This is a genomic window from Curtobacterium sp. MCLR17_043 (genome assembly GCF_003224215.1).
Classification (GTDB): domain Bacteria; phylum Actinomycetota; class Actinomycetes; order Actinomycetales; family Microbacteriaceae; genus Curtobacterium; species Curtobacterium flaccumfaciens.
Genome location: NZ_QKLH01000009.1, coordinates 42,955 through 67,880, shown reverse-complemented (window position 1 = coordinate 67,880; position 24,926 = coordinate 42,955). Strand labels below are relative to the sequence as shown.

Sequence of the window (24,926 nt, the reverse complement as noted above, 5' to 3'; positions counted from 1 at the left end):
ACATGGCCCTCCGCACCCTCGAGGACCTCGGCGACCTCGCCGGCAAGCGCGTCGTCGTCCGTTGTGACCTGAACGTCCCGCTCAAGGACGGCACCATCACGGACGACGGCCGCGTCCGCGCGTCGCTCACCACGCTGAACACCCTCGTCAACGCCGGCGCACGCGTCATCGTGATCTCGCACCTGGGCCGCCCCGACGGGGAGCCCAAGCCCGAGTTCTCGCTCGCACCGGTGGCCCAGCGGCTCTCCGAGCTGCTCGGCAAAGAGGTCACGTTCGTCGGCGAGACCGTCGGTGACGAAGCGACCGCCGCGGCCGAGGCCCTCGAGGACGGCGACGTCCTGCTGCTCGAGAACCTCCGCTTCAACCCGGAGGAGACCTCGAAGGACGCCGCCGAGCGCGGTGCCTTCGCGGACCGCATCGCCGCCCTCGGTGACGCCTTCGTCTCCGACGGCTTCGGTGTCGTGCACCGCAAGCAGGCCTCGGTCTACGAGCTCGCGTCCGCACTGCCCAGTGCGGCCGGTTCGTTGATCGAGACCGAGCTGCGCGTGCTCGAGCGCCTGACCAAGGACCCGGAGCGGCCGTACACGGTCGTGCTCGGCGGGTCGAAGGTCAGCGACAAGCTCGGTGTCATCGATCACATCCTGCCGAAGGTCGACACCCTCTGCATCGGTGGCGGCATGCTCTTCACGTTCCTCGCGGCCCAGGGCCACGGGGTCGCGAAGTCGCTGCTCGAGGCGGACCAGCTCGACGTCGTCCGCGAGTACCTCTCGCGGGCGAAGGAGCTCGGTGTCACCATCGACCTGCCGACCGACGTCGTGGTGGCCTCCGGCTTCGCGGCCGACGCCGACCACGAGACCGTGGCGGCCGACGCCATCGAGTCCTCGTCGTTCGGTACGGACGGCATCGGCCTCGACATCGGCCCGGAGACCGCTGCGCGGTTCGCCTCGGCCGTCTCGGGTTCGAAGACCGTGTTCTGGAACGGCCCGATGGGTGTGTTCGAGTTCCCGGCCTTCGCCGCCGGCACGAAGACCGTCGCGCAGGCGCTGACCGAGGTCGACGGCCTCGGCGTCGTCGGTGGTGGCGATTCCGCTGCCGCCGTGCGGTCGCTCGGCTTCTCAGACGACCAGTTCGGCCACATCTCGACCGGTGGCGGTGCGAGCCTCGAGTTCCTCGAGGGCAAGTCGCTGCCCGGTCTCGAAGCACTGGGGTGGACCGCATGACCCGCACGCCACTGATCGGCCTCCGCGCGTTGGGAGACGCAGCATGAACCGCGTCCCCTTGATCGCCGGGAACTGGAAGATGAACCTGGACCACCTCCAGGCCATCGCGACCGTGCAGAAGCTCGCATGGACGCTCAAGGACGCCCGGCACGACTTCGACGACGTCGAGGTCGCGGTGTTCCCGCCGTTCACCGACCTGCGGAGCGTGCAGACGCTGATCTCGGCTGACAAGCTGCCGATCCACTTCGGTGCGCAGGACCTGTCGCAGTTCGACTCCGGTGCCTACACCGGTGACGTCTCCGGTGCGTTCCTCGCAGCGCTCGACGCCCAGTACGTCATCGTCGGCCACTCCGAGCGGCGCACGCTGCACGGTGAGACCGACGAGGTCGTCGCGGCGAAGACCGCGGCGGCCGTCAAGCACGGCCTCGTCCCCGTGGTGTGCGTCGGCGAGACCGGCGAGCAGCGCGAGGAGCGCGGCGCCGGTGTCGTGCCGGTCGAGCAGCTCCGCGTCGTGCTCGACGCGGTCAAGCCCGCCGACATCGTCGTGGCGTACGAGCCCGTCTGGGCCATCGGCTCCGGCCAGGCCGCCACGGCCGAGCAGGCGCAGGACGAGTGCGCGGCGATCCGTCGTGGCATCGCCGCAGCCTGGGGTGACCAGGCTGCTGCAGACACCCGAGTGCTCTACGGCGGCTCGGTCAAGTCGGGCAACATCGCGGGGTTCCTCCGCGAGCCCGACATCGACGGCGCGCTCGTCGGTGGCGCTTCGCTCGACGTGCAGGAGTTCGCGGCCATCGCCCGGTTCCGTCAGCACGTCGGGCTGTAGTCCACAGGCGTCGTCGCGGGCAGTCGTCCGCACCACTCCCGTCCAGGTACCGGCCGTGCTCCGCGCGGCCGGTACACTGGTACGGCTGACTGACACGAAAGGTACGTCGTGGCGATACTCTCCGTCGTGCTGCAGGTCCTGCTCGCAATCACGAGCCTCCTGCTCACGCTCCTCATCCTGCTGCACAAGGGCCGCGGTGGTGGCCTCTCCGACATGTTCGGCGGTGGGGTCACGAGCAACCTCGGTGCGTCCGGCGTGGCCGAGCGCAACCTCAACCGCATCACGGTGATCCTCGGTCTGGTCTGGATCGTCTCCATCATCGTGCTCGGTCTCATCAACAAGTTCACGGCGGGGGTCTGATCCATGGCAAGCGGAGGCAGTGCAATCCGAGGGTCTCGCGTCGGCGCGGGACCGATGGGCGAACAGGACCGCGGGGTCCAGGCAGAGCGCGTGGCGATCTCGTACTGGGACGCCCTGGGTAACGAGGTCGTGCGGTACTTCGCCGCGAACCTGCCCGACGAGGAGATCCCCGAGACGGTGGACTCGCCGTCGAGTGGTCTGCCGGCCGGGCGCGACAAGGAGAACCCTCCCGTGGTCTCCAAGACGGAGCCCTACAAGACCCACCTCGCGTACGTGAAGGAACGCCGCACCGAGGAAGAGGCAGCGCAGCTCCTCGAGGACGCGCTCCAGCAGCTCCGCGAGCGTCGCGGCACCGCGGCGAAGAAGAGCTAGCGCACACACGCTGACGGAGGCCTCTGCACCGATGGTGCGGGGGCCTTCGTGCGTCCGGGGCACGGGTGGCTCGCTCGCCGAGTGGTCACGACACGCCGCGTGCGGTGCGCGGTGGTGGCGCGAACCGTCGGTTGCAGGCGCCGCAACCGACAGTTCGTGCCCACTCGGCGTCGTGCCGTCGGGGAGTCGCGGCAGGTCGGTGCCCGGCCGCGCGCGCCGAGCGACGGTTCGCCGAGGGGTCACGACACGCCGCGTGCGGTGCGCCGAGGTGGCGGGTTCTGTCGCCTGCGGCGCCTGCGACCAACAGTTCGTGACCACTCGGCGTCGTGCCGGCGGGGTGTCGCGACCGCTCGGCGCCGGGGTGCCGCGTCCGGGTGCCGGGCGGAGGGCGGGCTCGCCGATCGGTCAGGACACGCCGCGCGCGGTACGCCGAGGTGGCGGGAACCGTCGCCTGCGGCGCCCGCAAGCGACAGTTCGTGCCCACTCGGCGTCGTTTCGGCGGGGTGTCACGACCGCTCGGCGTCGCTCGGCGCCGAGGTGCCGCGCGGAGCGGCGGTTCGCCGAGTGGTCAGGACACGCCGCGTGCGGAGCGCGGTGGTGGCACGAACCGTCGCCTGGGGCGCCCGCGGCCGACAGTTCGTGCCCCCTCGACTCGGGCGCTCGGGCACGGCGCGCAGTGGGCGCGACCACAGACGGACGGGAGGCCCGGTGCCAGCTGGCACCGGGCCTCCCGTCCGTCAGGAACGCGCGTCTAGTACGTCGACGCGATCAGGTTCTCGGGGACGTCGCGTGCGGCGTCCTGGTCCACGAAGAAGACGGTGCGCTTGCGACCCTGCACGCCACCGACGGGGACGTCCTCGATCGACGCACCGGCGAGGGCCAGCCCGAGGACCGATGCCTTCTCGGCACCGGAGAGGATCACCCAGACGCGCTGCGAGGCGTTGATCACCGGGAAGGTGACGGTCAGACGCTGCGGCGGCGGCTTGGGGGAGTCGTCGACCGACACGACGGCACGGTCGGTGACGGTGAGCTGTGGGAACTCCGGGAAGAGCGAGGCGGTGTGCCCGTCGGGGCCGACACCGAGCAGCGTGATGTCGAAGCGCGGAGCCACGGCGCCTTCGGGCGCGGCGTCCTGCAGCTCGCGCTCGTACTGGGTCGCTGCGGCCTCGATGTCGAGCCCCCCGTCCGACGCCGGCATCGGGTGGATGTTCGACGCGGGGATGTCGACGTGGTCGAAGAAGTCGGTCTGCGTGCCGATCGTGTTGCGGTCGGCGTCGTCCGACGGGACCCAGCGCTCGTCGACCCACCAGACGTGCACCTTCGACCAGTCGACGCTCTCGCGCGCCGGCGACTGGCCGATCGCGGCGAGGACGAGGGAGGACACCGAGCCACCGCTGATCGCGATGTCGGCGCGCTCCTGCTCGTCGAGCACGTCGATGATCTTGGTGATGAAGCGTGCGGCGACCGAAGCGCCGAGGGCCTGCTTGTCCGGGTGCACGAGCACCCGCCGTTCGTTGGTCACGTGACTCCCGTGTTCGTGGCGGCCGACCGGTCGTCCGACCGCCTTCGGTCCGGTCGGGCCGCCTGCACCAGACAGGCGGCCCGACCGTGTGGGGTGTTGATCAGCGGGCGATGGTCTCGCGCAGCTGGGGCACCCCGTGCTTGACGACGTCTCCGAAGAGGACGTCCGGGTCGAGTCTACGGAGTTCCTCGGCCAGGCAGTCGCGCAGGTTCCGGCGTGGCAGCGACAGGTCGTGCGTCGGCTGCCCGGGCATCGAGAGCGTCGCGACGTCCACCAGGGAACGCTCGAGCTCGATGGTGCCGGACTCGCGGACGAGCTTCACACCGTGGATGCCGCTCGACCCCGTCGCGCGCGGCGACGTGACGACGGACACCGGAACCTGGAGCTGCAGCTGCAGCCAGGCGGCGAGGAGGATCGTCGACGGGCTGTCGGACGCTCCGGAGACCTCGACGGCGGTGATCGGCTCGTACGGCGGCTGGTCGAGCGCCGCGGCGAGCTGGTTCCGCCACAGGGTCAGACGGGTCCACGCGAAGTCGGTGTCGCCCGGCACGTAGGATGCACCGAGCGCCTCGATCGCGCCGTTGGGGTCCTTCTGCGCGGCCGCATCGGTGATCCGTCGCTGCGCGATGCGGCCGAGGGCCGACGCCGCGGGCTGCTCGGGAGCGGTCTGCGGCCACCAGGCCACGACGGGTGCGTCCGGCAGCAGGAGGCCGGTGACCAGGCTCTCCTCGTCGGTCGCGGTCTCGCCGTACGCCCGGAGGACGATGACCTCGCTCGCACCCGCGTCGCTGCCGACGCGGATCTGCGCGTCGAGGCGACCGGGGGACTTCGTGTCACCGCTGTTCTTCGAGACGATGATGACGCGCATCGGGTGCTCGCGGGACGCCTCGTTGGCCGCCTCGATCGCCTCTTCCTCGTGGCCGAGGGCCGTCGAGATGATGAGGGTCAGCACGCGGCCGAGAGCGACGGCGCCGCCCTCCTCGCGGATGCGAACGAGCTTCTTCTGGATCTTCGACACCGTGGTGTCGGGCATGTCGATCTTCACGGACGCCTCCAGGTCCGACCGTCGCGGGCGAGCAGGGCGTCGGCGGATGCCGGACCCCACGTGCCGGGACGGTACTGCTCGGGCTGGCCCTGCGTGGCCCAGAACTCCTCGATGGGGTCGAGGATCTTCCAGGACAGCTCGACCTCCTGGTGCCGCGGGAACAGCGGCGGGTCACCGAGGAGCACGTCGAGGATGAGTCGCTCGTACGCCTCGGGGGATGCTTCGGTGAACGCGTGGCCGTAGCCGAAGTCCATCGTCACGTCGCGCACCTGGGTGCCGACGCCGGGGACCTTCGAGCCGAAGCGGAGCGTGACGCCCTCGTCCGGCTGGACACGGATGACGAGCGCGTTCTGACCGAGCGGGGACTGCGTGTTGCCGTAGACGTCCTCGGGGACGCGCTTGAACACGATCGCGATCTCGGTCACACGACGACCCAGACGCTTGCCGGCGCGCAGGTAGAACGGGACGCCCTGCCAGCGACGCGTGGCGATGTCGAGCTTGATCGCCGCGTAGGTCTCGGTACCGGACTCCGGGTTCATCCCGGCCTCTTCGAGGAAGCCGAGAACCTTCTCGCCGCCCTGCCAGCCGCCGTCGTACTGCCCGCGGGCAGTGGCGGTCGACAGGTCCTCGGGCAGACGGACGGCGGAGAGCACCTTCTCCTTCTCGGCACGCAGGTCTGCGGCCTTGAACGAGACGGGTTCCTCCATCGCGGTGAGCGCGAGGAGCTGCAGCAGGTGGTTCTGGATGACGTCGCGCGCCGCACCGATGCCGTCGTAGTACGCGGCTCGCCCGGCGACGCCGATGTCCTCGGCCATCGTGATCTGCACGTGGTCGACGTAGTTCGAGTTCCAGATGGGTTCGTACATCTGGTTCGCAAACCGGAGCGTCAGGAGGTTCTGGACGGTCTCCTTGCCGAGGTAGTGGTCGATGCGGAACACGTCGTCGGGCGCGAAGACGCTCTCGACGATCGCGTTGAGCTCGCGCGCGGTGCGAAGGTCGGAACCGAACGGCTTCTCGACGACCACGCGGCTCCAGGAGCCCTCGCGCTTCTCGGTCAGCCCGGACAGCTTCAGCTGCTCGGTGACGACCGGGAACATCTTCGGCGGGATGGACAGGTAGAACGCGTGGTTGCCCAGCGTCCCGCGCTCGGCGTCGAGGTCGTCGACGGTGCGCTTGAGCTCGCGGAACGCCTCGGGGTCGTCGAACGAGCCCTGGACGAAGCGGATGCCCTGTTCGAGCTGACGCCAGACGTCCTCGTCGAACGGGGTGCGCGAGTGCTCCTTGACGGCGTCGTGGACGAGCTGGGAGAAGTCTTGGTCCTCCCAGTCGCGACGAGCGAACCCGACGAGCGCGAACCCCGGGGGCAGGAGCCCCCGGTTGGCCAGGTCGTAGACCGCGGGCATCAGCTTCTTGCGTGACAGGTCGCCCGTCACGCCGAAGATGATGAGCGTGCTCGGTCCCGCGATCCGGTTCAGTCGACGATCCGTCGGCAGCCGGAGCGGGTTGTGCTCCGGGGTGATTGCCACCGGTGACATGAGTCGGTGAACTCCTTACGAGTCAGTGGGAGACGGCGGACGCGATCGCCGCGGTGGCGGCGTGGACGTCCGACGTCGTGAGGGTGAGGACCGGCCGGCCGTGCTCGGCGAGGACGCTCGCGTCGCCGGCTGCCTGGGCCCGGAGGAGCTGCCCGAACGTGAACGGCCGACCCGGGATCGCCAGGTCCTCCGCTTCGTCGGCCACGATCTGCAGGAACACTCCCGTGGCGGGGCCGCCCTTGTGGTACTGGCCGGTCGAGTGCAGGAACCGGGGGCCGTACCCGAAGGTGACGGGGCGCTCCGTGCGCGCCGCGATCGCGTCGCGCAGCGACTCGAGACCGCTGTTGGTGGTGCGGTCGACGTACGCCTGCACCGACACGTAGCCGGTCGGGTCGAGTGCGGACAGGAGGCCCGACACGGCTTCCGAGAGCGTCGCACCGACCGCGAGTCCGGGCGTCGCGTGGACGGCGATGCCGTTCTCGGAGAACGCCGGCTCGGCAGGAACGGGGCGGTCGTCGAGCAGCGCGCGGGTCGCGACCTTGGCGGCCTCGACGTCGGGCTGGTCGAACGGGTTGATGCCGAGCAGGCGACCGGCGACCGCGACGGCGTACTCCCAGACGAGGATCTGGCCACCGAGCGTGCCGGTGATCTCGACCTCGCCCTCGGCCACGTGACGCTCGTCCTCGCGCGAACCGACCAGGCGGATGACCTGGACGTCGGGCAGGCCGGCGGTGACCTCGGGGGAGTCCGCGTGCAGCACGACGGGCAGCAGGCCGCGGCCGTCCTTGCCGGTCGACTCCGCGATCAGCTGTTCGACCCAGTCGCCGAAACCGACGATGTGCGTGCCGTCGGGCACGATGGCGATCTTGTCGCGCAGCGGCTCGGTGCCCGCGAGGACCGCACCGAGCACGAGCCCGGGGTTCTCGTCCAGGTCGACCGAGAGCAGCGCGGAGATCGCGTCGGCCTCGTCGAGGAGCTCGGCGATGTCCGCTCCCGCGAGCCCGGACGGCACGAGGCCGAAGGCGGTGAGCGCGGAGTAGCGGCCACCGACCGTGGAGTCGGCGGTGAAGACGCGGTAGCCGGCGTCGGTCGCAGCGGCCTCGAGGGCGGAGCCCGGGTCGGTGACGACGACGATGCGGCGCGCCGGGTCGATGCCGGCGTCGCGGAAGGCCTGCTCGTAGACACGGCGCTGCGAATCGGTCTCGAGCGTCGAGCCGGACTTCGACGAGACCACGAGCACGGTGCGCTCGAGGTCGGTCGTCACGGCCGCGCGGACCTGTGCGGGGTCGGTCGAATCGAGGACCGTGAGGGGCACGCCGGCGGTGCGCGTGATGACCTCGGGTGCGAGGGACGAGCCGCCCATGCCGGCGAGGACGACGTGGTCGACCCCTTCGGCACGGAGCGACTCGCGCAGCGCGGTCACCTCGGCGACGAGCGGGCGGGAGACCGAGACGGCCTCCACCCAGCCGAGGCGCTTCGACGCCTCGGCCTCGGCGGTGGTTCCCCACAGATCGGCGTCCTGGGCGGTGATGCCCGAGGCCACCAGGTCAGCGACGAGCCGCGGGACCACCTGTTCGATGGCCCGCGCGGCGTCGCCGCTGGCTGCGATGGAAACCGTCACTACTTGGCGCCCTCGAGCGCTGCCTTGACGGTGTCGACGAGCTCGCCCCAGGAGACGTTGAACTTGTCCACGCCCTCCTTCTCGAGCAGTGCGACGACCTCGTCGTAGTCGACGCCCTGTGCGGCGAGCTGGTCGAGGACCTGCTGCGCCTGGTCGAACGTGCCGGCGATGGCGTCGCCGTGGATCTCACCGTGGTCGAACGTGGCGTCGAGCGTCTTGCCCGGCATCGTGTTGACGGTGTTCGGGGCGGCGAGCTCGGTCACGTAGAGCGTGTCGGGGAGCGACGGGTCCTTGACACCGGTCGAGGCCCAGAGCGGACGCTGCGTGTTGGCGCCGGACTCGAGCAGGCCGAGGGCACGCTCGGAGGCGAACGCCTCGGTCCAGACCTGGTAGGCGAGCTGCGCGTTGGCGATGCCGGCCTTCGACTTGAGGGCCTTGGCCTCGTCGGTGCCGACGGCGTCCAGGCGCTTGTCGATCTCGGAGTCGACGCGCGACACGAAGAAGGACGCGACCGAGTGGATCTTGGAGAGGTCGTGGCCGGCGGCCTTGGCCTTCTCGAGCCCACCGAGGTACGCGTCGATGACGGCGCGGTAGCGCTCGAGCGAGAAGATCAGGGTGACGTTGACGGAGATGCCGGCGCCGATGACCTCGGTGATCGCCTCGAGACCCTCGAGCGTCGCCGGGATCTTGATGAGGACGTTCTCCTTGCCGACCTTCTCGAACAGGAACTTGGCCTGCTCGATGGTCTTGGCGGTGTCGTGCGCGAGGCCCGGCTCGACCTCGATCGAGACGCGGCCGTCGAAGCCCTTGGTCTCGTCGTAGATCGGCTTGATGACGTCGGAGGCGTTCGCGACGTCCTGCGTGGTGATCGCGAAGATCGCGTCGGTGACGTCGGTGCCCGCAGCGGCGAGCTCCTTGACCTGCGAGTCGTAGCGCTCGCCCTTGGCGAGGGCGGACGCGAAGATCGTCGGGTTCGTCGTCACGCCGACGACGTTCTTCTGCTCGATGAGCTCGGTGAGCTTGCCGGTTTCGAGGAGCTCGCGGGAGAGGTCGTCGAGCCAGATGCTCACGCCGACCGCGGAGAGGGCGGCGGTGGGGGTGTTCTCAGCCATGTGTTTCTCTTCTTCTTTCATCGACGGGTCCGTGAGGACCGTGAGTCGGGGTTTCGGGGACGGGAGGCCCGTGGCGGAACCGAGCCGGGCCTCCCGGAAGAAGGGCCGGATCCGGAAACCGGACCCGGCCCTTGCAGGTCAGGAAGCTGCGATCGATTCCTTCGCGGCGGCCACGACGTGCTCCGTCGTGAAGCCGAACTCCTTGAAGAGCGTCTGGTAGTCGGCCGAGGCACCGAAGTGCTCGATCGAGACGCTGCGGCCCTTGTCGCCGACGATGTCGCGCCAGCTCATGGCGATGCCGGCCTCAACCGACACGCGAGCGGTGACGTCCTTCGGGAGCACCTGGTCCTGGTAGTTCTCGGACTGGGCGCGGAACCACTCGATCGACGGCGCGCTCACGACGCGGGCGTTGATGCCCTCGGCCTTGAGCTGCTCGCGAGCATCGACCGCGATCTGGACCTCGGAACCGGTCGCGATGAGGATGACGTCCGGGGTGCCGTTGGGCGCCTCGGCCAGGATGTACGCACCCTTGGCGACGTTCTTCGCCGAAGCGAAGACCTCACCGGAGGCGTCACCCTCGCCACGCTCGAACACGGGGAGGTTCTGACGGCTCAGCGCGATGCCGGCCGGGCGGTCGGTGTGCTTGAGCATCTCGAGCCACGCGTACGCGACCTCGTTGGCGTCGGCCGGGCGGACGACGTCGAGACCGGGGATCGCACGGAGCGACGAGACCTGCTCGATCGGCTGGTGCGTCGGGCCGTCCTCGCCGAGGGCGATGGAGTCGTGGGTCCAGACGTAGATCGCCGGCGCCTGCATGAGCGCGGCGAGACGGACCGCCGGACGCATGTAGTCGCTGAAGATGAGGAACGTGCCACCGAAGGGGCGGGTGTTCCCGTGCAGGACGATGCCGTTCAGGATCGAGCCCATGGCGTGCTCGCGGATGCCGAAGTGCAGCACGCGGCCGTACGGGTCGGTGCTCCACGTCGAGGTCGAGGCCTCGGCCGGACCGAAGGACTTGGCGCCCTCGATCGTGGTGAGGTTCGACTCGGCGAGGTCGGCGGAACCGCCCCAGAACTCGGGCATCAGCGGCGCGATGGCGTTGATCACCTTGCCGGAAGCGGCACGGGTCGAGACGGCCTTGTCGGTCGGGAAGACCGGGAGCGCTGCTTCGAGGCCCTCCGGGAGCTCCTTCGCCTGGACACGGTCGAACAGCGCCTTCTTGTCGGCGTTGGCAGCGGCCCACGCGTCGAAGGACTTCTGCCACTCGGCGTGCTCGGCCTGGCCCTTGGCGACGGCGCCGCGGGTGTACTCGAGGACCTCGGGGGCGACCTCGAAGGTCTTGTCGGTGTCGAAGCCGAGGATCTCCTTGAGACCCTTGATCTCGTCGGCGCCGAGCGCCGAACCGTGGATCTTGCCCGAGTTCTGCTTGGTCGGCGACGGCCAGCCGATGATCGTCTTGAGGACGATGAGCGACGGCTTGTCGGTGACCTGCTTGGCGGCCTCGATCGCGGCGTGGAGCTCCTCGACGTCCTCGGAGTACTCGCCGGTCTTCTTCCAGTCGACGATCTGGACGTGCCAGCCGAGCGCCTCGTAGCGGTCGGCGACGCTCTCCGAGAACGCGATGTCAGTGTTGTCCTCGATCGAGATCTGGTTCGAGTCGTAGAACGCGATGAGGTTGCCGAGCTGCTGACGGCCGGCGAGCGAGCCGGACTCGTTCGTCACGCCTTCCTGCATGTCACCGTCGCCGGCGATCACGTAGGTGTAGTGGTCGAACGGCGACTGGCCGGCCGGGGTCTCCGGGTCGAACAGGCCGCGCTCGAAGCGCTGGGCGTAGGCGAAGCCGACCGAGGACGCGAGACCCTGGCCGAGCGGGCCCGTGGTGATCTCGACACCGTCGGTGTGGCCGTACTCCGGGTGACCCGGGGTCTTCGAGCCCCACTTGCGCAGGTGCTGCAGGTCGTCGATCTCGAGCCCGTAGCCGTGCAGGTAGAACTGCACGTACTGGAGGATCGAGGCGTGACCGGCGGAGAGGATGAAGCGGTCGCGGCCGATCCAGGTGGAGTCGCTCGGGTCGCGACGCATCACCTTCTGGAAGAGCAGGTGGGCGAGCGGAGCGAGGCTCATCGCGGTGCCGGGGTGACCGTTGCCGGCGGCCTCGACCGAGTCGGCGGCGAGAACGCGGGCCGTGTCGACGGCCTTCCGGTCGATGGCGTCCCAGGTGAATTCAGCCACTTGGATGTTGACCCTTCTTGATGCGACATGTGCGAGGGCTCGTGCCATCGCACGGACATGTGGCCATCCCGGGGCCGAGTCGTGTCGCCGTCTAGCGGCGGCCGACCGGCTCATCGCGGCCGACGTCATCGGGGCGCGCACTGCGGGAGGGCGTGTCCAGCATAGTGACCCGGTACTCAGAAGGGGTTCAGGTGACCCCCGATGTTCACACCGGGGTGGCCGTCGACGGTCGATCCGGGCGTGTCGAGCGCGTCCGGATCACGCCGGGATGTCGGAGCGGGGCACCGTCGCGGCGCTTCCATCCCGTAAACTGATCGGGACCCGTGGACATTCCGGGTCAGCGCATGCCCGGACGCCGTCGCAGTCGTCCACCGAGTGTGCGAGCTGATGCGAACAGACTGAGGTTCTCTTGCCGACTGCCACCGTGACCCGGCCCGACACCGATCGACCCCGATCGCCGCTGTCCCGCAAGGTCCGTGCGTACGTCTCGTTGACGAAGCCGCGCGTGATGGAGCTGCTGCTCGTCACCACGGCGCCGACGATGTTCCTCGCCGAACGCGGCGTCCCCGACCTGTGGCTCGTCTTCTGGACGATGCTCGGCGGAGCGATGTCGGCCGGTTCGGCGTCGGCCTTCAACTGCTACATCGACCGCGACATCGACCGCCTGATGAAGCGGACCAGCACCCGCCCGCTCGTCACCGGCGAGCTGTCCGACCGCGAGGCCCTCGTGTTCTCGTGGGTGCTCGGCATCCTGTCGACCGCGGTGCTCGGGTTCCTGGTGAACTGGCTCGCCGCCGCGCTGAGCGTCATCGCCATCCTCATCTACGTGTTCGTCTACACGCTGTGGCTCAAGCGCCGCACCCCGCAGAACATCGTGTGGGGCGGCTCGGCCGGCTGCATGCCCGTGCTCATCGGCTGGGCGGGCGTCACCGGGTCGCTGACCTGGACCCCGGTCATCCTGTTCATGGTGATCTTCCTGTGGACGCCGCCGCACTACTGGCCGCTGTCGATGAAGTACCGCGACGACTACGACGCGGCCGACGTGCCCATGCTCGCCGTGGTCCGTGGCCGCACCGTCGTCGGCCTGCAGGTCGTGCTCTACGCGTGGGCGACGCTCGTCTGCTCGCTCCTGCTCATCCCGGTCGGACACATGGGGCCGCTCTACACGGTGGTCGCGCTGGCGGGCGGCATCTGGTTCGTCGTCGAGTCGCACCGCCTGTACTCGCGGGCCATCCAGCACGTCGAGCACGTGCAGCCGATGCGGGTCTTCCACAGCTCGATCACGTACCTGACGCTGCTCTTCATCGCCGTGGGCATCGACCCGCTGCTGCCGCAGGTCTTCACCTTCTAGGCGGTCGAGCGGGCGCGCGCGCGCTCGGTCCGCACGACGCCGTCGTGTCGATTCGACGCCGTCGTGTCCTGCTGACGCCGTCATGTCCGGTTGACACCGTCGTGTCCTGTTGACGCCGTCGTGTCGGCACGACGCCGCCACCACGCCGAGACGCCGCCGAACCCGGCGGCGTCTCGTGCGTTCGGCGGCGTAGCGGCAGGACACCGGCGTCCTGCGTCGGCCACGAGGCGGCCTGGAGGCGCGGTGCGGGCCCGCCACGGGCCTCCCGTCCGGCGTGACGGCCGTCGGCCGCGGGGCGGACGCGAGGCGCTGCGGACCGCGCGTGGTGCGGATGTCGACCTACGAAGTCGATGTCGTACGACGTCCGCAGTGTCGTTCCGCGTCGTCAGCGCCCGCCCGTCCACGTCCGCCACAAACGCGACACCCCACGAGTCGAACGACTCGTGGGGTGTCGGAGAACGGGTGTCGAGCGCACGACGCGCCCGGACGTCAGGCGTCGATGGGTTCCCGGACGGCGTCTCGGCCGGCCGAGGCCCGCGTCGACAGCACCACGGCGGTCACCGCACCGACGAGCAGTCCGGCGAGCACCATGTGCGTGCCGACGAGCCCGACGGGCAGACCCGTGCGCGCCTGCGTGAGTCCGACCGCGATCTGCAGGAACTCGACGACGAGCAGCAGCAGCGGCCACTTGCTCGGGCGACCCAGACGGACGGCTCCGATCACGAGCACCAGGGTCAGCGCGAAGAGGGCGTACGCGGGCCAGGCGTGCACGTGCTCCATCACCGCGGGGTCGAACCCGGTGCGGTGCAGACGTCCACCGTCAACCGCGGCGTCGGCCCCGGCGTGCGGGCCGCTGCCGGTGGTCAGGATGCCGACGAGCACGGTCACGACGACCGCGGCGACGGTGCCGCGGACGACACCCGTGTACCAGCGCGGGACGAGCCGCTGGGCGGTCCGCGGGCCGTGCGTCGTGCGGTAGACCAGCGCAGCGGTCACCGAGGTGAGGGCGGCGGAGACGACGAAGTGCAGCCCGACCACGAAGGGATTCAGGTTCGTCCAGACGCTCATGCCTCCGATGACGGCCTGGACCGGGATCGCGACGCCCTGAGCGAACGCGAGCCAGAAGAGTTCGGGGCGCGTGCGGAGCATCCGGACGACCGCGAGGAACATCGCGACGGCCACGATCACGAGCACGAAGGTGAGCAGACGGTTGCCGAACTCGATGATGCCGTGGATGCCCATCTCCGGCGTGGAGACCAGCGAATCTGCCGTGCACTTGGGCCAGGTGGGGCATCCGAGGCCCGACGCGGTGAGGCGCACGAGGCCTCCGGTACCGATCAGCACGACCTCGACCACGAAGGACGCCCAGGCCAGTGCGACCACACGACGGTCGACCACGCGGGGGAGCGACCACCACCGTCCGGTCCGGAGATCCTGCTCGACGGGGGATCCGACGCGTGTCACGAGGGTGGTGCCTTCCTGTTGTTCCGTGCAGTGAACCTGTAGGATTCGAGGGTTCAGCAGCAGTCAAGTCTAGGCAGGCGCCGGCTCCGAATGGGCCGAGATCGCCGATCAACCCACGGACTGCGTGGAACCATTGTCGTTGCGAGGGAGCAGCACCCGGTCCGCATGTCAGCGGTCCGCGGTGGAATGGCGTCCAGACGCCACGGGTTCACACCTGTAACGCTGTCCCGCGAGAAGGAAACGAGGAGACCATGTCCGACGTGCTCATCGACCGTCCCGAGCTCGAAGGGCTCGGCCAATACGAGTTCGGCTGGTCCGACTCCGACTCGGCAGGGTCCTCCGCCCGTCGTGGGATCTCGGAAGAGGTCGTCACCGACATCTCGAACCTCAAGGACGAGCCCGTGTGGATGCTGAAGAACCGCCTCAAGGGGCTGTCGCTCTTCGGCCGCAAGCCGATGCCGACGTGGGGTGCCGACCTGACGGGCATCGACTTCGACAACATCAAGTACTTCGTGCGCTCCACGGAGAAGCAGGCGCAGTCGTGGGAGGACCTCCCCGAGGACATCCGTGCGACCTACGAGAAGCTCGGCATCCCCGAGGCCGAGCGTCAGCGCCTCGTCGCCGGCGTCGCCGCGCAGTACGAGTCCGAGGTCGTCTACCACCAGATCCGCGAGGACCTGGAGCAGCAGGGGGTCATCTTCATGGACACCGACACGGCGCTCCGTGAGCACCCGGAGCTGTTCGAGGAGTACTTCGGCACCGTGATCCCGGCCGGCGACAACAAGTTCGCCGCGCTGAACACGGCCGTCTGGTCCGGTGGCTCGTTCGTCTACGTCCCGAAGGGCGTCCACGTCGAGATCCCGCTGCAGGCTTACTTCCGGATCAACACCGAGAACATGGGCCAGTTCGAGCGGACGCTGATCATCGCGGACGAGGACTCGTACGTCCACTACATCGAGGGCTGCACCGCCCCGATCTACAAGTCCGACTCGCTGCACTCGGCCGTCGTCGAGATCATCGTGAAGAAGAACGCCCGCGTTCGGTACACGACGATCCAGAACTGGTCGAACAACGTCTACAACCTCGTCACCAAGCGTGCGATCGCACACGAGGGCGCGACGATGGAGTGGATCGACGGCAACATCGGGTCCAAGGTCACGATGAAGTACCCGTCGATCTACCTCGCCGGCGAGCACGCCAAGGGCGAGACGCTCTCCGTCGCCTTCGCGGGCCCCGGTCAGCACCAGGACGCCGGCGCGAAGATGATCCACATGGCGCCGTACACGACGTCGTCGATCGTCTCGAAGTCGATCGCCCGTGGTGGCGGTCGTGCGGGTTACCGCGGTGAGGTCCGGGTCGACCCGGCCGCGCACCACGCCGCCAACACCGTGCGCTGCGACGCCCTGCTGGTCGACACGATCAGCCGGAGCGACACCTACCCGGCGATCGACATCCGTGTCGACGACGTGCAGCTGGGACACGAGGCCACGGTCTCGCGTGTCAGCGAGGAGCAGCTCTTCTACCTCATGTCCCGCGGCATGGCCGAGGACGAGGCGATGGCGATGATCGTCCGTGGCTTCATCGAGCCGATCGCCCGCGAGCTCCCGATGGAGTACGCACTCGAACTCAACAAGCTCATCGAGATGAGCATGGAAGGATCCGTCGGCTAGATGTCCAGCACCACCCCTCCCCACATCGACCAGCCGATCGAGCCCGCTGCCGCAGCGCAGGGCGGCACCCAGCACGGCGCCGGAGCCCACTCCGACGGCGGCTGGGACGCCCCCGACAAGAAGGTGCCGGTCCAGACCCGCTCCGAGCGGTTCCAGTCCGGCGACGTCGAGGCGTTCCCGAAGGTCACCGGCCGAGAGGTCAACTGGAAGTTCGCGCCGCTCACCAAGCTCCAGCCGCTGCTGGACGGCGCGCTCGACGGATCCGCCTACCCGTACCTCGCCCGACAGTCCGACGGTGCCGACGTCGAGTGGGGTCGCAGCGACGACGCCCGCGTCGGCTCCGCCGGCCTGCCCGAGGACCGCGCCTCGGCCGCAGCCTGGACCGCCCGTGACGCGGTCCTGGCGATCACGATCAAGGCCACCGAGGCGCACGAGTTCATCACCGTGACCCGTTCCGACTTCGGGTCGCAGCCCCGCGCCGCGCACACGGTGATCACGGCCGAGCCGAACTCCCAGGGCATCGTCGTGCTCGACAACCGCGGCAGCGCCCTGCTGAGCGAGAACGTCGAGATCGTCGCGCAGCAGAACGCACGACTGACCGTCGTCAGCCTGCAGGACTGGGACGACGACGCGGTGCACGTCTCGACCCACTTCGCCGAGGTCGGCCGCGACGCCTTCCTCAAGCACGTCGTGGTCTCGCTCGGCGGCGACGTCATCCGCGTCAACCCCTCGACGCACCTCGGTGCGCAGGGTGCCGACACGGAGATGTACGGCGTGTACTTCGCCGACGCCGGCCAGTACATCGAGCAGCAGGTCTACGTGAACCACGACGCGCCGAACACGCGCGGTCGGGTCAACTACAAGGGCGCGCTGCAGGGCCAGGGCGCGCACACCGTCTGGATCGGCGACGTGCTGATCGGCCGCGCCGGTGACGGCACCGACTCGTACGAGCAGAACCGCAACCTCGTGCTGACGGACGGCACCCGCGCCGACAGCATCCCGAACCTCGAGATCGAGACGGGCAACATCGAGGGCGCCGGCCACGCGAGTGCGACCGGTCGCTTCGACGACGAGCAGCTGTTCTACCTGCAGTCCCGCGGCGTCCCGGAAGAAGAAGCGCGGCGCCTCGTCGTGCTCGGCTTCCTGGTCGAGGTCATCCAGAAGATCGGTGCGCCCGAGCTCGAGGAACGCCTCATCGCCGCGGTCGAGCAGGAGCTGGCCGAGGGCCGTTCGGTCATCGCCGCACCGGCCGAGGCGGGCGACGCACAGGCCGCCACCGCGCAGGCTTCCGCTCCGCAGGCCACCGCCTGATGGCCGAGAAGGTCTGCGCCGAAGCCGACATCGCGGTGGACAGCCCGATGCGGGTGGTCGTCGACGGCACGGCGGTCGCGATCGTGAAGGACTCGTCCGGCACGGTCCACGCCATCGGTGACACCTGCACGCACGGCGACATCTCGCTGGCCGAAGGCTTCGTCGAGGGTGACTCGCTGGAGTGCTGGGCCCACGGGTCCCGCTTCTCGCTGACCACCGGCAAGCCGCAGAACTTCCCGGCCTACGAGCCCGTCCCGGTCTTCCGGGTCGAGGTCCGCGACGGCGACGTCTACGTCGACGTGCAGGACGTCGTCCCGGTCGACTGAGCATCCCCAACACTTCCCGCGGCTGACGCCGCACACAGCTGCAACCGAAGGAACGCAATGTCCACTCTGGAAATCCGTGACCTCAAGGTCTCGATCGACACCGATCAGGGCACCAAGGAGATCCTGAAGGGTGTCGACCTCACCATCAACGAGGGCGAGATCCACGCGATCATGGGGCCGAACGGCTCCGGCAAGTCCACCCTGGCGTACACGATCGCCGGCCACCCGCGGTACAACGTCGTCGGTGGCACGATCACCCTCGACGGCGAGGACGTCCTCGCGATGAGCGTCGACGAGCGTGCCCGTGCCGGCATGTTCCTGGCGATGCAGTACCCGGTCGAGATCCCCGGCGTCACGGTGTCGAACTTCCTCCGCACCGCCAAGACGGCGATCGACGGTGAGGCTCCGGCGCTCCGTGGCTGGATCAAGGAACTCCGCCAGTCGATGGCCGACCTGAAGATGGACTCGTCGTTCGCCGAGCGCAACGTCAACGAGGGCTTCTCCGGTGGCGAGAAGAAGCGCCACGAGATCATGCAGCTCGAGCTCCTCAAGCCGAAGTTCGCCGTCCTCGACGAGACCGACTCCGGCCTCGACGTCGATGCGCTGAAGATCGTCTCCGAGGGCGTCAACCGCGCCAAGGCCGCGACCGGCCTCGGCGTGCTGCTCATCACGCACTACACGCGCATCCTCCGCTACATCAAGCCGGACTTCGTGCACGTGTTCGTCGCCGGCAAGATCGCGGAGCAGGGCGGCCCCGAGCTCGCCGACCGCCTCGAGAACGAGGGCTACGACCGCTACGTGCAGGCCGCCGCCGAGGCGCAGGCCTGATGATCGCCGCACTCGCTCCCGACAAGTTCGACGAGGTCGTCGAGGGCCTGAAGGAGGTCCAGGACCCGGAGCTCGGCGTGAACATCGTCGACCTCGGCCTGATCTACGACCTCGCCTGGGACGACGACGCCAACGCGCTCGTCATCAGCATGACGCTCACGAGCGCCGGCTGCCCCCTGACCGACGTCATCGAGGGTGACACCGCGAACGCCCTCGACGGCATCGTGGACGCCTTCCGGATCAACTGGGTCTGGATGCCGCCGTGGGGTCCGGAACGGATCACCGACGACGGCCGCGAGATGATGCGCGCCCTCGGGTTCGCGATCTAGTCGCGACCCACCACGGACGGGAGGCGCGGTGCCAGCTGGCACCGCGCCTCCCGTCCGTCTGTGCGCACGCCACGCGCGGGGCGCGCCGCCGAGTGGTCGCGACCACCCGCTCAGGTTCGCCGAGTGGTCACGTTCTGTCGGCTGACAGTGCTCCAGGCGACGGAATGCGACCACTCGGCGTCTGGACGGCGGGGAGTCGTGACCGACCGCCGGGCCGGTCACCTGCGCTGCACGCAGAACGGCCCCGCACCGATCGGTGCGGGGCCGTTCTCGTGCGACGGGTCAGCGGCGACCGACGGCCTTCCAGACGAGCGGCAGGATGCCGGCGGCGATGAGGGCCTTGGCGATGCCACCGACGATGAACGGGTACAGGCCGGCGGCGAGCACCGACTGGACGTCGTTCGGGGCGCCGAGCTGGCCGAGCGCCACGGCCAAGTACGGCAGGCCGGTCACGAACGGGATGGCACTCGCGAGCAGCATCGCGACGGCGGCGCGGCCGACGTTGCGGTCCCAGTTGCGACGGGCGAGCCAGCCGACGAGCCCGGCGGCGGGGATGAAGCCGATGACGTACCCGAAGCTCGGCAGGGCCAGGGCCTGCAGGCCGCCCTGCATGTCGGCGAAGAACGGGGCACCCGCGAGACCGGCGACGGCGTAGACGAGCAGCGAGAGCATGCCGCGGCGTGCGCCGAGGGTCGCGCCGACGAGCACGACGGCCAGCGTCTGCCCGGTGATCGGGACCGGCCACATCGGGACCTCGAGCTGCGCCATGGCGGCGGTGAACAGGGCTCCGCCGGCGACGAGGGCGGCGTCGGTGGCCAGCCCGTGCGTGCGCAGACGGTCGGCGAGGACTGCGCGGGGAGCGAACCCGGTGGCGTTCGTCATGGATTCTCCTAGAATGGACTGCTGGTTCCGTTCGGAACCGTCGGTCCCGTCAGCGTAGCGGTGCACCTCACGCACACACCGTTGTGCAAACCCACCAACTGATTGGACGTCCACTGTGCTTGCCGTGCACGAACTCGAGATCCGCGTCGGAGCTCGTCTCCTCATGGAAGACGTGTCCTTCCGTGTCGAGAAGGGCGACAAGATCGGACTCGTCGGCCGCAACGGCGCGGGGAAGACGACGATGACCAAGGCCCTCGCGGGCGAGACGCAGCCCAACGGCGGCACGATCGACCGCGGCGGGGAGATCGGCTACCTGCCGCAGGACCCCCGCTCCGGCGACCCGGAGGAGACCGCGCGGAAGCGCATCCTCGACGCCCGTGGGCTCGGTGAGCTCGTGGAGGGCATCCGCCTCGCGACCCTCGACATGGCGAGCGACGACGCGGCCGTGGCCGAGAAGGCGATGCGGCGCTACAGCCGCCTCGACGACCAGTTCAACGCGCTCGGTGGCTACGCGGCCGAGGCCGAGGCGGCGTCGATCGCCTCGAACCTGAAGCTGCCCGACCGCATCCTCGACCAGCAGCTCAAGACGCTCTCCGGTGGTCAGCGCCGCCGCATCGAACTCGCCCGGATCCTGTTCTCGGACGCCGAGACGATGATCCTCGACGAGCCGACCAACCACCTCGACGCCGACTCCGTCGTGTGGCTCCGCGAACACCTGAAGACCTACCCCGGTGGCGTCATCATCATCTCCCACGACGTCGAGCTCGTCGACGAGGTCGTGAACCGCGTCTTCTACCTGGACGCCAACCGCCAGACCATCGACATCTACAACATGGGCTGGAAGCTGTACCAGCGGCAGCGCGTCGCCGACGAGGAGCGCCGCCGCAAGGAGCGCGCGGGCGCCGAGAAGAAGGCCGCCACGCTCAAGGACCAGGCCGCCCGCTTCGGTGCGAAGGCGTCCAAGGCCGCAGCAGCCCACCAGATGGTCGCGCGTGCCGACAAGCTCCTCGCCGGCCTCGAGGACGAGCGCGTCGCCGACCGGGTCGCGAAGATCCGCTTCCCCACCCCGGCCCCGTGCGGCCGCACTCCGCTGATGGCCGAGGGGCTGTCGAAGTCCTACGGGTCGCTCGAGATCTTCGCGGGTGTCGACCTGGCGATCGACCGCGGTTCGCGCGTGGTCATCCTCGGCTTCAACGGTGCGGGCAAGACGACCCTGCTGCGCATCCTGGCGGGAGCCGACCAGCCCGACACGGGCGAGATCCAGCCCGGTCACGGTCTGCGCATCGGGTACTACGCGCAGGAGCACGAGAACATCGACATCAACCGCACCGTGATCGAGAACATGGTGTCGGCGTCGACTGACCTCAACGAGACCGAGGCCCGTCGGGTGCTCGGCTCGTTCCTGTTCACCGGCGACGACGGCTACAAGAAGGCCGGCGTCCTGTCCGGTGGCGAGAAGACCCGTCTGTCGCTCGCGATGATCGTGGTCTCCGGCGCGAACGTCCTGCTGCTCGACGAGCCGACGAACAACCTGGACCCGGCTTCGCGCGAGGAGATCCTCAACGCCCTGGCCGGCTTCGAGGGGGCGGTCGTCCTGGTGTCCCACGACGCCGGCGCGGTCGAGGCGCTCAACCCCGAGCGCGTCCTGCTGCTGCCGGACGGCACCGAGGACCACTGGAACAAGGACTACGCGGAGCTCATCGAGCTCGCGTAGCCGCCGCGCGTGTGGTCGGGCGAGGCCCGTCCGCACGGTGCCCGTTTCGCCATCCGGTGCGGTGTGGCGTGCTGGGTGGCCGTTTGTGGTGCTGCACGGTGCGGGGAAGCGCGCACGGGGTTGCGGGGTGCGCACGGTGCGGTCTGGAGGCGCGGTGCCGGTCGTGCCTCGTGCCTCCCGTCCGCACGGTGCCCGTTTCGCAATCCGGTGCGGTGTGGCGTGCTGGGTGGCCGTTTGTGGTGCTGCACGGTGCGGGGAAGCGCGCACGGGGTTGCGGGGTGCGCACGGTGCGGCCGGGAGGCGCGGTGCCGGTCGTGCGTCGCGCCTCCCGTCCGCACGGTGCCGCGTTCGCCATCCGGTGCGGGGTTGCGTGCTGGGTGCCCGTTTGTGGTGCTGCACGGTGCGTGGAATCGCGCACGGGGTTGCGGGGTGCGCACGGTGCGGTCTGGAGGCGCGGTGCCGGTCGTGCGTCGCGCCTCCCGTCCGCACGGTGCCCGTTTCGCCATCCGGTGCGGTGTGGCGTGCTGGGTGGCCGTTTGTGGCGCTGCACGGTGCGCGGAAGCGCGCACGGGGTTGCGGGGTGCGCACGGTGCGCTGACGCGCGCCCTCAGCCGCGCGTCAGCGACGTGACGCGATGAGCTCGTCCTCGATCTCGGCGTCCGTCTTCGGCTTCGCGTTCTTGCGGCGTTCGCGCTCGAGGGCGCGCTCGCGCTCCTCCGGGTCGTCCTGGTTGAGGTTCCGGTACTCCTGCACCATCACGTACGCCAGGAACCCGAAGCCCCCGGCGGCGAACAGGAACCACTGGATGAAGTAGCTGAGGTGCAGCCCGGTGTCGGCGTTCGGACGCTCCCAGCCGAGCGGGCGGGCCTCGGTCGGTGCGGGGGACTCCGAGGCGAGTTGCCCGTACGCACCGGTCCAGATCGGGTCGTCGACCTTGTTCGCCACGTCGGCCAGGGTCACCGACTGCACCTGGTCGGTGTCCTTCGGGTCGGAGCGGCCGGGGATGCGCGGTTCGCTCTGCTGCAGGCGGACGATCGCGGTGACCTCGCCGGACGGGGGAGCCGGCACGTGGTCGGGGGCGTCCTGGGCGTTGCCGGTCGGCACCCACCCGCGGTCGACGATGAAGGCGCGGCCCTCGGGCGTGACCAGGGGCGTCAGGACCTCGAACCCGGGCTGCCCGTTGTGCACGCGGTTGCGCACGAGCAGCTGCGAGTCGACGTCGTAGCGGCCGGTCACGGCGACCCGGAGCCACTCCTGCTCGTCCTGCCAGCTCGAGGCCTTCGGCAGCGCCCGGTCGAGCGGGACGGGGGTGTGGTCGTAGTTCTGCGCGACCTGCTCGTTCTGCCGGACGGCCTCGTTGCGGCGGTCCCACTGCCACATGCCGAACAGTGCGCACACGATGGCGAAGGCGACCGCGATCGCGAAGTAGCCGAGCCAGCGGCGGCTCCGGACGAAGCGCCAGCCCACGAACGGTTCGTCGGGGTCCCGACCGGACGAGGCCGACCTGGTGTCGTCGGTCGAGCGGGACTCCGCGGCGGCGCGCTGCAGCTTGGCGGCGTGCTTGCGGCCGTACCGGGACTGCGGGTCGAAGCCGTCGGTCATCGCGAGGTGCCGGTGGAGCGCACCCCGACGTCGTTCTTCGGCGCCGCGGTCGACTCGCGCTCGTCGTCGAGGTGGTCGACGTCCTCGTGCATGCCGGTGACGCGCACCGGGAAGGAGCGGGACCGCAGGTAGTCGGCCAGGAAGTCGCGGTGTTCTTCGCACGCGGCCCAGATCTTCACGCGGTCGATCGCGTGGATCCGGGGATTGCGCCAGTTCACACGCCACCCGGCCGTCGACACGCAGCCGGCACGCGAGCACACCGGGGTGGATCCGGGTTCGGTCTGCAGGTCGAACGTCGCACCCATCAGCGGGGTCCCCACATCTTCGATCGGTCGCCGTTGCGCTGCCACTCGTCCTGCGCGTGCTGCGCCTGCTGGCGGAGGCGGTCCTGCTCGTCGCGGTAGGCCTGGGCCCGGGCGTCCTCCTGCTGTTCGCGGAGACGCGGGTCGACGGCGTCGTAGAGCTCGATGGACCCGGCGGGGGAGATCATGTCGCTCTCGGTCCGGCTGCCGGCGTTCGCGATGACGACGGCGACCCAGGGGATCACCGCGGCGAGGACGATCGGGATGACCGCGAGCCACGAGTGCCAGATCGAGTACACGAGCACGGCGGAGATGAAGAGGACCACTCGGATGGCCATCTGCCAGACGTAGCGGGACAGGCGGTGCGCCCGGTCCTGCTCCGGTGTGTCCGGCAGCGACGTGATGCTCGTGTGCGTGCTCTTCATACAGATGGTCTCCGTCTACCCGTGGTCAAGCCTAATCCCGCCGGACCGATCGTGGGTGCGCCGCGCGCGAACCGGCGGGGTGGTCCGCTCCGGTACGCTCGTCCGGGCGTGTCCGCCGGGTCCCCGGCACCGCGTGCCGAGCAGATCCCACCGAACGGAGCGACCATGAGCACCCCCCGTACCGTCCTCATCACCGGCGGCAACCGCGGCATCGGCCACGCGCTGGCCGAGCGGTTCGTCGCAGCCGGCCACCGGGTCGCCGTGACGTCGCGCAGCGGTCAGGGTGGTCCCGAGGGCGCGCTGACGGTGCAGGCCGACATCACCGACACGGCCTCCGTCGACGCCGCGTTCACGCAGGTCGAGGCCGAGCTCGGTCCGATCGAGGTCCTGGTCGCGAACGCCGGCATCACGAACGACCAGCTGCTCCTCCGCATGTCCGAGGACGACTTCACCAGCGTGGTCGACACGAACCTCACGGGCACCTTCCGCGTCGTCAAGCGCGTCACGAAGGGCATGATGAAGGCCAAGTTCGGCCGCATCGTGCTCATGTCGAGCGTCGTGGGCGCCTACGGCCAGATCGGCCAGGTCAACTACGCGTCCTCGAAGGCCGCCCTGGTCGGCATGGCCCGGTCGATCACGCGTGAGCTCGGCTCGCGCGGCATCACCGCCAACGTCGTGGCGCCCGGCTTCATCCAGACGGACATGACCGCCGCGCTCTCCGACGAGCTGCAGGCCGAGTTCAAGAAGGCGATCCCGGCGGCACGCTACGGCACGGTCGACGACGTGGCCGACGCCACGCTGTTCCTGGCGAGCGACGGCGCCGGGTACGTCTCCGGTGCGATCATCCCGGTCGACGGCGGCCTCGGGATGGGCCACTAGC

Annotated in this window: 23 protein-coding genes; 12 read left to right on the top strand and 11 right to left on the bottom strand. The window is 69.6% G+C overall.

The genetic code is table 11. From position 1 onward, the window contains the following. Nucleotides 1-2 precede the first annotated feature (2 nt). From DEJ03_RS10350 to DEJ03_RS10335, 4 genes are all read left to right on the top strand, one after another. Complete coding sequence (locus DEJ03_RS10350) at nt 3-1,220, top strand: phosphoglycerate kinase (protein ID WP_110864545.1); 1,218 nt, start codon at nt 3-5, stop codon at nt 1,218-1,220. A gap of 43 nt (nt 1,221-1,263) precedes the next feature. Further along, nucleotides 1,264-2,043, top strand: coding sequence for a triose-phosphate isomerase (gene tpiA, locus DEJ03_RS10345; protein ID WP_071244733.1), 780 nt, complete (start codon nt 1,264-1,266; stop codon nt 2,041-2,043). A 108-nt stretch (nt 2,044-2,151) separates the two neighbouring features. Continuing rightward, nucleotides 2,152-2,403 carry a preprotein translocase subunit SecG gene (gene secG / locus DEJ03_RS10340; protein ID WP_017887256.1) on the top strand — a complete coding sequence of 84 codons (252 nt, stop codon included), beginning with the start codon at nt 2,152-2,154 and terminating at the stop codon, nt 2,401-2,403. Between the two features lie 3 nt (nt 2,404-2,406). Continuing rightward, nucleotides 2,407-2,775 (top strand): RNA polymerase-binding protein RbpA, encoded by a 369-nt coding sequence (locus DEJ03_RS10335; RefSeq protein ID WP_110862753.1) that lies wholly within the window; start codon nt 2,407-2,409, stop codon nt 2,773-2,775. Nucleotides 2,776-3,526: 751 nt separating this feature from the next. Here DEJ03_RS10335 and pgl read toward each other — a convergent pair. From pgl to tkt, 6 genes are all read right to left on the bottom strand, one after another. After that, nucleotides 3,527-4,297 (bottom strand): 6-phosphogluconolactonase, encoded by a 771-nt coding sequence (gene pgl, locus DEJ03_RS10330; protein ID WP_110864544.1) that lies wholly within the window; start codon nt 4,295-4,297, stop codon nt 3,527-3,529. A gap of 100 nt (nt 4,298-4,397) precedes the next feature. Beyond that, nucleotides 4,398-5,342 (bottom strand): glucose-6-phosphate dehydrogenase assembly protein OpcA, encoded by a 945-nt coding sequence (locus DEJ03_RS10325; protein WP_027465684.1) that lies wholly within the window; start codon nt 5,340-5,342, stop codon nt 4,398-4,400. After that, a complete protein-coding gene (gene zwf / locus DEJ03_RS10320) occupies nt 5,339-6,877 on the bottom strand; it encodes a glucose-6-phosphate dehydrogenase (protein WP_027465683.1) in 1,539 nt (512 codons plus the stop codon). The genes DEJ03_RS10325 and zwf overlap by 4 nt, the downstream gene beginning before the upstream one ends. A gap of 22 nt (nt 6,878-6,899) precedes the next feature. Next, on the bottom strand, nt 6,900-8,498 hold the full coding sequence (locus DEJ03_RS10315) for a glucose-6-phosphate isomerase (protein WP_110864543.1): 1,599 nt from the start codon (nt 8,496-8,498) through the stop codon (nt 6,900-6,902). Further along, on the bottom strand, nt 8,498-9,610 hold the full coding sequence (gene tal / locus DEJ03_RS10310) for a transaldolase (protein ID WP_110864542.1): 1,113 nt from the start codon (nt 9,608-9,610) through the stop codon (nt 8,498-8,500). The genes DEJ03_RS10315 and tal overlap by 1 nt, the downstream gene beginning before the upstream one ends. 138 nt (nt 9,611-9,748) lie before the next feature. Further along, on the bottom strand, nt 9,749-11,842 hold the full coding sequence (gene tkt, locus DEJ03_RS10305; protein ID WP_110864541.1) for a transketolase: 2,094 nt from the start codon (nt 11,840-11,842) through the stop codon (nt 9,749-9,751). 424 nt (nt 11,843-12,266) lie between these two features. On the opposite strand from tkt, the gene DEJ03_RS10300 reads away from it, so the two are divergent. Further along, a complete protein-coding gene (locus DEJ03_RS10300) occupies nt 12,267-13,193 on the top strand; it encodes a heme o synthase (protein WP_071403755.1) in 927 nt (308 codons plus the stop codon). Nucleotides 13,194-13,682: 489 nt separating this feature from the next. Here DEJ03_RS10300 and DEJ03_RS10295 read toward each other — a convergent pair whose 3' ends face one another. Then, a complete protein-coding gene (locus tag DEJ03_RS10295; protein ID WP_071403756.1) occupies nt 13,683-14,657 on the bottom strand; it encodes a heme A synthase in 975 nt (324 codons plus the stop codon). Nucleotides 14,658-14,908: 251 nt separating this feature from the next. On the opposite strand from DEJ03_RS10295, the gene sufB reads away from it, so the two are divergent. Genes sufB through DEJ03_RS10270 form a run of 5 tightly spaced genes read left to right on the top strand, consistent with a single transcriptional unit; the run spans nt 14,909 to nt 19,121 of the window. After that, complete coding sequence (gene sufB, locus DEJ03_RS10290; RefSeq protein WP_110864540.1) at nt 14,909-16,327, top strand: Fe-S cluster assembly protein SufB; 1,419 nt, start codon at nt 14,909-14,911, stop codon at nt 16,325-16,327. Further along, nucleotides 16,328-17,638: a Fe-S cluster assembly protein SufD gene (gene sufD / locus DEJ03_RS10285; protein ID WP_110864539.1), complete on the top strand. Its 1,311-nt coding sequence runs from the start codon at nt 16,328-16,330 to the stop codon at nt 17,636-17,638. Beyond that, entirely contained in the window at nt 17,638-17,964 is a 327-nt protein-coding gene (locus DEJ03_RS10280; RefSeq protein WP_371830590.1) for a non-heme iron oxygenase ferredoxin subunit, read from the top strand. Before sufD ends, DEJ03_RS10280 begins: the two co-directional genes overlap by 1 nt. A gap of 57 nt (nt 17,965-18,021) precedes the next feature. After that, on the top strand, nt 18,022-18,792 hold the full coding sequence (gene sufC, locus DEJ03_RS10275) for a Fe-S cluster assembly ATPase SufC (protein WP_110864537.1): 771 nt from the start codon (nt 18,022-18,024) through the stop codon (nt 18,790-18,792). Then, nucleotides 18,792-19,121 carry a metal-sulfur cluster assembly factor gene (locus tag DEJ03_RS10270; protein ID WP_017887270.1) on the top strand — a complete coding sequence of 110 codons (330 nt, stop codon included), beginning with the start codon at nt 18,792-18,794 and terminating at the stop codon, nt 19,119-19,121. Before sufC ends, DEJ03_RS10270 begins: the two co-directional genes overlap by 1 nt. 282 nt (nt 19,122-19,403) lie before the next feature. On the opposite strand, the gene DEJ03_RS10265 is transcribed toward DEJ03_RS10270, so the two are convergent. Continuing rightward, entirely contained in the window at nt 19,404-20,003 is a 600-nt protein-coding gene (locus DEJ03_RS10265; protein ID WP_110864536.1) for a biotin transporter BioY, read from the bottom strand. Between the two features lie 115 nt (nt 20,004-20,118). Between DEJ03_RS10265 and DEJ03_RS10260 the strand changes: the two genes are divergently transcribed. Next, the gene (locus DEJ03_RS10260; RefSeq protein ID WP_071403762.1) at nt 20,119-21,717 is read left to right on the top strand and encodes an ABC-F family ATP-binding cassette domain-containing protein; all 1,599 of its coding nucleotides are present in this window, start codon (nt 20,119-20,121) and stop codon (nt 21,715-21,717) included. A 618-nt stretch (nt 21,718-22,335) separates the two neighbouring features. Here the strand turns inward: DEJ03_RS10260 and DEJ03_RS10255 are convergent. The 3 genes from DEJ03_RS10255 to DEJ03_RS10245 are packed head-to-tail and all read right to left on the bottom strand — an operon-like array spanning nt 22,336 to nt 24,046. Continuing rightward, a complete protein-coding gene (locus DEJ03_RS10255) occupies nt 22,336-23,319 on the bottom strand; it encodes an SURF1 family protein (protein ID WP_110864535.1) in 984 nt (327 codons plus the stop codon). Then, the gene (locus DEJ03_RS10250) at nt 23,316-23,624 is read right to left on the bottom strand and encodes a hypothetical protein (RefSeq protein ID WP_371830589.1); all 309 of its coding nucleotides are present in this window, start codon (nt 23,622-23,624) and stop codon (nt 23,316-23,318) included. The genes DEJ03_RS10255 and DEJ03_RS10250 overlap by 4 nt, the downstream gene beginning before the upstream one ends. Beyond that, nucleotides 23,624-24,046, bottom strand: coding sequence for a DUF3099 domain-containing protein (locus tag DEJ03_RS10245; RefSeq protein WP_051596733.1), 423 nt, complete (start codon nt 24,044-24,046; stop codon nt 23,624-23,626). The genes DEJ03_RS10250 and DEJ03_RS10245 overlap by 1 nt, the downstream gene beginning before the upstream one ends. A gap of 165 nt (nt 24,047-24,211) precedes the next feature. On the opposite strand from DEJ03_RS10245, the gene fabG reads away from it, so the two are divergent. Then, entirely contained in the window at nt 24,212-24,925 is a 714-nt protein-coding gene (gene fabG / locus DEJ03_RS10240; RefSeq protein ID WP_110864604.1) for a 3-oxoacyl-ACP reductase FabG, read from the top strand. Nucleotide 24,926: the final 1 nt, after the last annotated feature.

Excerpts from the sequence above, each read along its gene's own strand:
- DEJ03_RS10350 (WP_110864545.1), top strand. The coding sequence starts at position 3 with ATGGCCCTCCGCACCCTCGAGGACCTCGGCGACCTCGCCGGCAAGCGC.
- tpiA (WP_071244733.1), top strand. The coding sequence starts at position 1,264 with ATGAACCGCGTCCCCTTGATCGCCGGGAACTGGAAGATGAACCTGGAC.
- DEJ03_RS10335 (WP_110862753.1), top strand. The coding sequence starts at position 2,407 with ATGGCAAGCGGAGGCAGTGCAATCCGAGGGTCTCGCGTCGGCGCGGGA.
- zwf (WP_027465683.1), bottom strand. The coding sequence starts at position 6,877 with ATGTCACCGGTGGCAATCACCCCGGAGCACAACCCGCTCCGGCTGCCG.
- tal (WP_110864542.1), bottom strand. The coding sequence starts at position 9,610 with ATGGCTGAGAACACCCCCACCGCCGCCCTCTCCGCGGTCGGCGTGAGC.
- sufB (WP_110864540.1), top strand. The coding sequence starts at position 14,909 with ATGTCCGACGTGCTCATCGACCGTCCCGAGCTCGAAGGGCTCGGCCAA.
- sufD (WP_110864539.1), top strand. The coding sequence starts at position 16,328 with ATGTCCAGCACCACCCCTCCCCACATCGACCAGCCGATCGAGCCCGCT.
- DEJ03_RS10280 (WP_371830590.1), top strand. The coding sequence starts at position 17,638 with ATGGCCGAGAAGGTCTGCGCCGAAGCCGACATCGCGGTGGACAGCCCG.
- sufC (WP_110864537.1), top strand. The coding sequence starts at position 18,022 with ATGTCCACTCTGGAAATCCGTGACCTCAAGGTCTCGATCGACACCGAT.
- DEJ03_RS10270 (WP_017887270.1), top strand. The coding sequence starts at position 18,792 with ATGATCGCCGCACTCGCTCCCGACAAGTTCGACGAGGTCGTCGAGGGC.
- DEJ03_RS10265 (WP_110864536.1), bottom strand. The coding sequence starts at position 20,003 with ATGACGAACGCCACCGGGTTCGCTCCCCGCGCAGTCCTCGCCGACCGT.
- DEJ03_RS10255 (WP_110864535.1), bottom strand. The coding sequence starts at position 23,319 with ATGACCGACGGCTTCGACCCGCAGTCCCGGTACGGCCGCAAGCACGCC.
- DEJ03_RS10250 (WP_371830589.1), bottom strand. The coding sequence starts at position 23,624 with ATGGGTGCGACGTTCGACCTGCAGACCGAACCCGGATCCACCCCGGTG.
- DEJ03_RS10245 (WP_051596733.1), bottom strand. The coding sequence starts at position 24,046 with ATGAAGAGCACGCACACGAGCATCACGTCGCTGCCGGACACACCGGAG.
- fabG (WP_110864604.1), top strand. The coding sequence starts at position 24,212 with ATGAGCACCCCCCGTACCGTCCTCATCACCGGCGGCAACCGCGGCATC.